Below are 5,792 nucleotides of genomic sequence, written 5' to 3' on the forward strand. Positions count from 1 at the left end.
GTGCGGGGGCTGGGTGCCAAGCTGCTGGACGAGGGCGGCCGCGAACTCCCCCTGGGCGGGAAGGCGCTGCTCGATCTCGCGCACGTCGACCTCACCGGGATGGACCCGCGCCTGCGGGCGGCCGAGATCATCGTGGCCAGCGACGTGGACAACCCGTTGCTGGGTGCGCAGGGCGCGGCGACGGTATACGGGCCGCAGAAGGGCGCCACGCCGGAGGAGGTCGCTCTGCTGGACTCGGCGCTCGGGCATTTCGCGGACCTGGTCGATCCGGCGATGGCGGACGCCCCGGGCGCCGGTGCCGCCGGGGGCACCGGCTACGCGGCGCTCACCCTGCTGCACGCGCGCTTCCGGCCGGGAATCGAGGTGGTGCTGGAGATGACGGGTTTCGAGGCCAAGCTGCCCGGAGCCGACCTGGTGATCACCGGAGAGGGCTCCTTCGACGAGCAGACCCTGCGGGGCAAGGGCCCGGCCGGGGTCGCCGAGGCCGCACGGCGGCTCGGCATCCCCGTCGTCGCGATGGCCGGGCGCCTCGCGCTGCCCCCGGAAACCCTGCGGGAGCACGGCTTTTCCGCCGCGTACGCGCTGACCGACCTCGAACCGGACGTCACCCGCTGCATGGCGGAAGCCGCCCCGCTGCTGGAGCGGCTGGCCGCCCGCGTCGCCGCCGACTGGCTCTGACCGGGAGGCAGCAGGCGTTGGCCGTGAAGGGTCCCTTCACAGCAAATACGACCGTGAAGGGTCCCTTCACGGCTCGCCCCGGCCCCTCCGGCCGCCGGTGTTTCAGCCGCCGAACATGGCCTTCCACTCGTCCAGCGAGCGCGGGCGGTACACGTAGTTGTTCTCCCGCACGGACGAAAGCGGCGCCGACGGGGCGGCCGAGTACCGGTGGCCGGGGAACACCACCGGGTCGCCCCGCAGTTCCGCGAGCCGCCGCAGGCTGTGGTACATCGCCTCGGCGTCCCCGCCGGGGAAGTCGGTGCGCCCGCAGCCGTCCAGGAACAGCGTGTCTCCCGCGACCAGCCGCCCCTCCAGCAGGAAGCACTGGCTGCCCGGCGTGTGCCCGGGGGTGTGCAGCAGCCGGATCGGGATCTCGCCCACGTGCACGACGTCGTCGTGCTCGTGCGGGGTCAGGTCGGTCTTCGACACGCCGGTGACACGCTGCACCCACTCGGCCTCTTCGCGGTTGACGTGCACCGGCACCGGTTCGCGGGCGAGCAGTTCGGCCAGCCCGTGGAGGGTGAAACCCATCATCGTGCCGCCGACGTGGTCGGGGTGGTGGTGCGTGGCGAGCACCCCGGCGAGCCGCATGTCGTCCGCGGCCAGCACGTCCAGCAGATCGCCGACCGCGTACGCGGGGTCCACGATCACCGCTTCCCGCGTCTCGCGGTCCCCGATCAGGTAGGCGAAGTTGACCATCTGCGTGGCGATCGGATCGCCCACGGCGAAGTCGCGCCCCGAGAGCAGTTGGCGGAAATACAAGCGATCGGACATGCCTGGAGACTAGAGCCCGCGGTGGCAGCGGTTCGAGTCGGGAAGCTCAGCCGAACACGGTCTTCGGGCGCTCCTGTTTCACGCCGTCGAGGTAGACGTCGACCTTCTCGTCGTAGAAGGCCACCAGTCCCTGCACCTTCTGGCTCTCGGGCAGGGGCATCCGGTAGTACCAGGCGATGTCGGGATGCACGCGATCACCGATGCGCACCGAGTAGTACTCCGCCTCGCCCTTGTACGGGCAGCGGGTGATCGTGTCGCTGGGCTCGATCAGGTCCAGCCGGACATCGGTCTTGGGCAGGTAGTACCGGGTGGGCAGGCCGGTTTCGAACAGCAGCCGGGGGCTGCGGGAATCGGCCACCGTCACCCCGTCGATCTCGACCCGCACATGGCGGGAGCTGGCGAGGACGTCCACGCGGGTGCGCGGGTCGCGCGGGTGGACGAAGATCTCCTCGTCCTCCTCGAACCACGCGTCCATCGCGGCGAAGTCCAGCCGGACGTGACCGCGCAGCTCCTCGATCGGGGAGTCCGCGTACTCCAGCGCGGCGTCCGTGGCCTCCCGCTCCCCCACCCGGACCGTCTCGAGCTTGCCGTCCCCGCGACTGGGCGAGTGGTGGGTGTTGCCGGAAGGCACGAGCACGCCTGCCGCGATGTCCTCGCGGGGGATGTAGTACGTCGGGTAGTAGGGCACCTCCCAGACCATCAGCGGCCGGATGGTGTCGGCGACGAACCTGCCGCCGAACACCGCCCGCACCCGCTTGGCGCCCCGCTCGGCCCGTACCCGGCCCCGTCCTTCGCTGCTCATGATCGGCGCAACCGGCCGGGCCGCGGGTTTATTTCCCCGGCAGCCGCCCGATCGCCCACTCGGCCCATTCGACGTGCATCGTGGCGTAGCGCAGGCCCCATTCCAGCGCGAGCGTGCCGTACACCGACAGCGAGTCGTCCCCCCAGTCGACGGACTCCCTCACCTTGCGCAGCCCGTCCCGCAGTTCCGCCACCTGGTCTCGACTGCGCAGGAGGAACTCGCGGGCCTCGACGGGATCCACGGTGTCGAGGAAGAAGACCCGCAGCAGCAGGTCGTTGCGGCGCCGCTGCTGGGGCGGGACCTCCAGCATCCAGTGCCGGAGTTCGGCCCGGCCGTCGTCGGTGATCGCGTACTCCTTGCGCCCTCGCGGGCCCTCGGCGGTGACCTCGATGTGGCCGGTGTCGGCGAGCCGGGAAAGCTCGGTGTAGACCTGGCTCTGGGTGGCGGGCCACACGTTGGCCAGCGAAATTTCGAACTTCCGCAGCAGGTCGTAGCCGCTGCCGGGGCTACCGGCGAGCAGGCCGAGCAGGGCGTGTCTCAGGCTCATGCGCCGATCTTACCTTCCAGTATTGACAGGTCACTTCAGGAGCTTCTAGTTTCGACATGTCACAACTGGAATATCTGGGAGGACCGGTGAACTACCTGCGCAGCTTCGCGCCCTGGATCCTGTACGCCGTCGTGGCGACGCAGTTCGACTGGCGCACCAGCGCCCTCATCGGCTTCGGCCTGTCCTGCGCCGTGGCGGGGTGGGGACTCCTGCGGCGCACCCCGCTCGACGCGATGGTCATCGAACTCAGCGCCGCGCTCTTCTTCGCCGCGCTCTCCGTGGTCGCCTTCGTGGCCCCCGATTCCCCGGTGCGCGACGAGGTCGTCACGCTGTCCTCGGCCTGGCTGGGCCTGACCGCCTGGGGTTCGCTCGCCCTCGGCCGCCCGTTCACCCTGGGCGTCGCGCGCCAGATGGCCGACCGCTCGCTCTGGGACAATCCCGTGTTCCGCAGGACGAACGCGGTCATCACCGCGGTCTGGGCCACCGCCTTCACCCTCGAGGCCCTCGCGCTGGGCCTTCTCCTGGCCTTCGCCCCGCACGCCACGGCCGCCGTGGTCACGCTCAAGATCGCGAGCTTCGCGGTGCCGGTGCTGTTCACCGTCCGCTACCCGCGCATCGTGCGGGCGCGCTACGCGAGCAGGCTGGGCGGTGCGGCATGACCGAAACCGGCTTCCACCTGCGCGGCGTCTACGCGCCGGTGACCGAGGAACGCACCGCCTTCGACCTGCCCGTCACCGGCGCTCTGCCGCCCGAGCTCACCGGCTGGTACCTGCGCAACGGCCCCAACCCCCGTTCCGGCTCGGCGCACTGGTTCCTCGGCGAAGGGATGATCCACGGGGTGCGCCTGGAGAAAGGCCGCGCCGCCTGGTACCGCAACCGCTGGGTCCGCACCCGCAGCTTCACCGGCGAGACGACGCGCGTCCGGGAGGACGGAAGTGTCGACCTGACCGCGTCACTGGCCAACACGCACGTGATCCACCACGCGGGCCGGACGCTCGCCCTCGTGGAGTCCTCGCTGCCGTACGAGGTCACCCGCGAACTCGACACCGTGGGTCCCTACGACTTCGACGGCGCGCTGCGCACCCCGATGACGGCGCATCCGAAGCTCTGCCCCGAGACCGGGGAACTCCACTTCTTCGGCTATTCGCCTCGCCCGCCCTATCTCACCTACCACCGGGCGAACGCCCGCGGGGAGCTCGAACTGAGCCGCCCGGTGGACGTGCCAGGGCCGACGATGATGCACGACTTCACCCTCACCAGCAGGCACGTGGTGTTCCTCGACCTGCCCGTGGTGTTCGATCCGTCCGCCACCGCCGGTATGCCCTACCACTGGGATCCCGGCTACGCGGCGCGGATCGGGGTGCTGTCCCGGCTCGGCCCCCACGGTCCGGTGCGCTGGTTCCCCGTCGACCCCTGCTACGTCTTCCACACCCTCAACGCGCACGAAGCCGGGGACCGGATCGTGCTGTACGTCGTGCGGTACCCGCACCTGTGGTGGGCAGGCCACGAGGACGCGCCGTCGACGCTGTGGCGCTGGACCGTCGACCTCGCGACGGGCACGGTCACCGAGGACCAACTCGACGACCGGCCCTGCGAGTTCCCGCGCATCGACGACCGCCTCGCCGGGCAGGACGTCCGCTACGGGCACGTGACGGCGGGCGACACGCTGGTGCGGTACGACCTGCATGCCGGAGGTTCGCAGGCACACACCTTCGCGGCGGGCAGGATCCCCGGGGAGGCGGTGTTCGCGCCACCCAACTGGTTGCTCACCTACGTCCACGACGAGACGCGCGGTACCAGCGACCTGGTGATCCTCGACGCCACCGACCTGCGCACCCCCGTCGCCACGGTCCACCTGCCCGGCCGCGTGCCCGCCGGTTTTCACGGCAGCTGGATCGCGGGCTGAGCCCCGGCTAGCGGGAGCGGTCGAAGGCGCCGTCCGCCGCGAAGACCAGCTTGGCGAACCGTTCGCCGATGCGGCGGTGCGTGGCGGCGTCCGGGTGGAGCCGGTCGGGCAGCGGCAGCTCGGCGAAGTCGGCCTCGCCGTAGAGATCCCGGCCGTCCAGGTAGTGCAGGTTCGGGTCCTCGGCCCGCCGCTGCCGCACGATCCGGGCCAGCTCGTCCCGGATGACGCCCAGCGTCAGCTTCCCGTTCGCCCGCTCCGCGGGATCGCCCAGGGCGCGGAACAGCAGCCGGCCGGAGCCGAGCGCGGCGAAATCCATGGCGCTGGGGCCCGGGACGTTCTCGTGGAGGGGGCACAGGATGGGCGAGACGACCAGCAGCGGGATCTCCGGATGGCCTTCCCGGATGGTGTCGAGGAAGCCGTGCACGGCGGGGCCGAAGGCGCGCAGGCGCATCAGATCCGTGTTGACCAGGTTGATGCCGATCTTGACGCTGATCAGGTCGGCGGGGGTGTCGCGAAGGGCGCGGGCGGTGAACGGGTCGAGCAGAGCGCTGCCGCCCAGCCCCAGGTTGACCAGTGCCACGTCGCCCAGCGCGGCGGCGAGGGCGGGCCAGGTGGTGGACGGGCTCGCGGCGTCCGAACCGTGGCTGATCGAACTGCCGTGGTGCAGCCACACCCTGCGCCCCCGCTCCCGGGCGGGCTCGATGGGGGCATCGGTGCGCAGTGCGACGAGTTCGGTGGTCTCGTTGTGTGGCAGCCAGATTTCGACGTCCTTGGCCCCGCCGGGCAGCTCGGCGAAGCGGAGGGTGCCGACCGGGCCGGGGCGGTGCTCGGCGGTCCCGGCGGCGAGGTCGATGGTCACCGTGTTGCCGCCGGTGACACTCGCCTGGCCGGCCAGCCGGCCGTCGACGAGCAGGTCGTACCCGCCGTCCGGGCGGGGCGGGACACCGACGTAGACCCGTTTGGTGGGCAGCGTGTCCAGTTCGACGAAGGTGGCACGGGTGCGAAAGGCCAGCCGGACCCCGGAGGGCTGGGACTCGGCCATGGCG

Annotated in this window: 7 protein-coding genes; 3 read left to right on the plus strand and 4 right to left on the minus strand. The window is 71.2% G+C overall.

The annotated features are described in order from the left end of the window. A partial coding sequence (locus FNH05_RS30315) for a glycerate kinase family protein (protein ID WP_144592276.1) occupies positions 1-678 on the plus strand: 678 nt, incomplete at its 5' end. Positions 679-780: 102 nt separating this feature from the next. On the opposite strand, the gene FNH05_RS30320 is transcribed toward FNH05_RS30315, so the two are convergent. From FNH05_RS30320 to FNH05_RS30330, 3 genes are read right to left on the minus strand one after another with little or no spacing between them, the layout of a single operon-like run. Continuing rightward, the gene (locus FNH05_RS30320) at positions 781-1,491 is read right to left on the minus strand and encodes an MBL fold metallo-hydrolase (protein WP_144592277.1); all 711 of its coding nucleotides are present in this window, start codon (positions 1,489-1,491) and stop codon (positions 781-783) included. Between the two features lie 46 nt (positions 1,492-1,537). Continuing rightward, complete coding sequence (locus FNH05_RS30325) at positions 1,538-2,293, minus strand: DUF427 domain-containing protein (protein WP_144592278.1); 756 nt, start codon at positions 2,291-2,293, stop codon at positions 1,538-1,540. 28 nt (positions 2,294-2,321) lie between these two features. Further along, positions 2,322-2,840, minus strand: a complete 519-nt coding sequence (locus FNH05_RS30330) for a PadR family transcriptional regulator (RefSeq protein ID WP_144592279.1) — start codon at positions 2,838-2,840, stop codon at positions 2,322-2,324. Positions 2,841-2,896: 56 nt separating this feature from the next. Between FNH05_RS30330 and FNH05_RS30335 the strand changes: the two genes are divergently transcribed. Both FNH05_RS30335 and FNH05_RS30340 read left to right on the plus strand, forming a co-directional pair. After that, a complete protein-coding gene (locus FNH05_RS30335; protein ID WP_144592280.1) occupies positions 2,897-3,499 on the plus strand; it encodes a hypothetical protein in 603 nt (200 codons plus the stop codon). Further along, entirely contained in the window at positions 3,496-4,746 is a 1,251-nt protein-coding gene (locus FNH05_RS30340) for a carotenoid oxygenase family protein (protein WP_144592281.1), read from the plus strand. Before FNH05_RS30335 ends, FNH05_RS30340 begins: the two co-directional genes overlap by 4 nt. 7 nt (positions 4,747-4,753) lie before the next feature. Here the strand turns inward: FNH05_RS30340 and FNH05_RS30345 are convergent. Further along, the coding region (locus FNH05_RS30345; RefSeq protein ID WP_144592282.1) for a GDSL-type esterase/lipase family protein at positions 4,754-5,792 on the minus strand (1,039 nt) is incomplete at its 5' end.

The sequence above is a fragment of the Amycolatopsis rhizosphaerae genome (assembly GCF_007713715.1).
GTDB lineage: Bacteria > Actinomycetota > Actinomycetes > Mycobacteriales > Pseudonocardiaceae > Amycolatopsis_E > Amycolatopsis_E rhizosphaerae.

What these genes read in the sequence shown, in the direction of transcription:
- FNH05_RS30320 (WP_144592277.1), bottom strand. Translation starts at nt 1,491, where the DNA reads ATGTCCGATCGCTTGTATTTCCGCCAACTGCTCTCGGGGCGCGACTTC.
- FNH05_RS30325 (WP_144592278.1), bottom strand. Translation starts at nt 2,293, where the DNA reads ATGAGCAGCGAAGGACGGGGCCGGGTACGGGCCGAGCGGGGCGCCAAG.
- FNH05_RS30330 (WP_144592279.1), bottom strand. Translation starts at nt 2,840, where the DNA reads ATGAGCCTGAGACACGCCCTGCTCGGCCTGCTCGCCGGTAGCCCCGGC.
- FNH05_RS30335 (WP_144592280.1), top strand. Translation starts at nt 2,897, where the DNA reads ATGTCACAACTGGAATATCTGGGAGGACCGGTGAACTACCTGCGCAGC.
- FNH05_RS30340 (WP_144592281.1), top strand. Translation starts at nt 3,496, where the DNA reads ATGACCGAAACCGGCTTCCACCTGCGCGGCGTCTACGCGCCGGTGACC.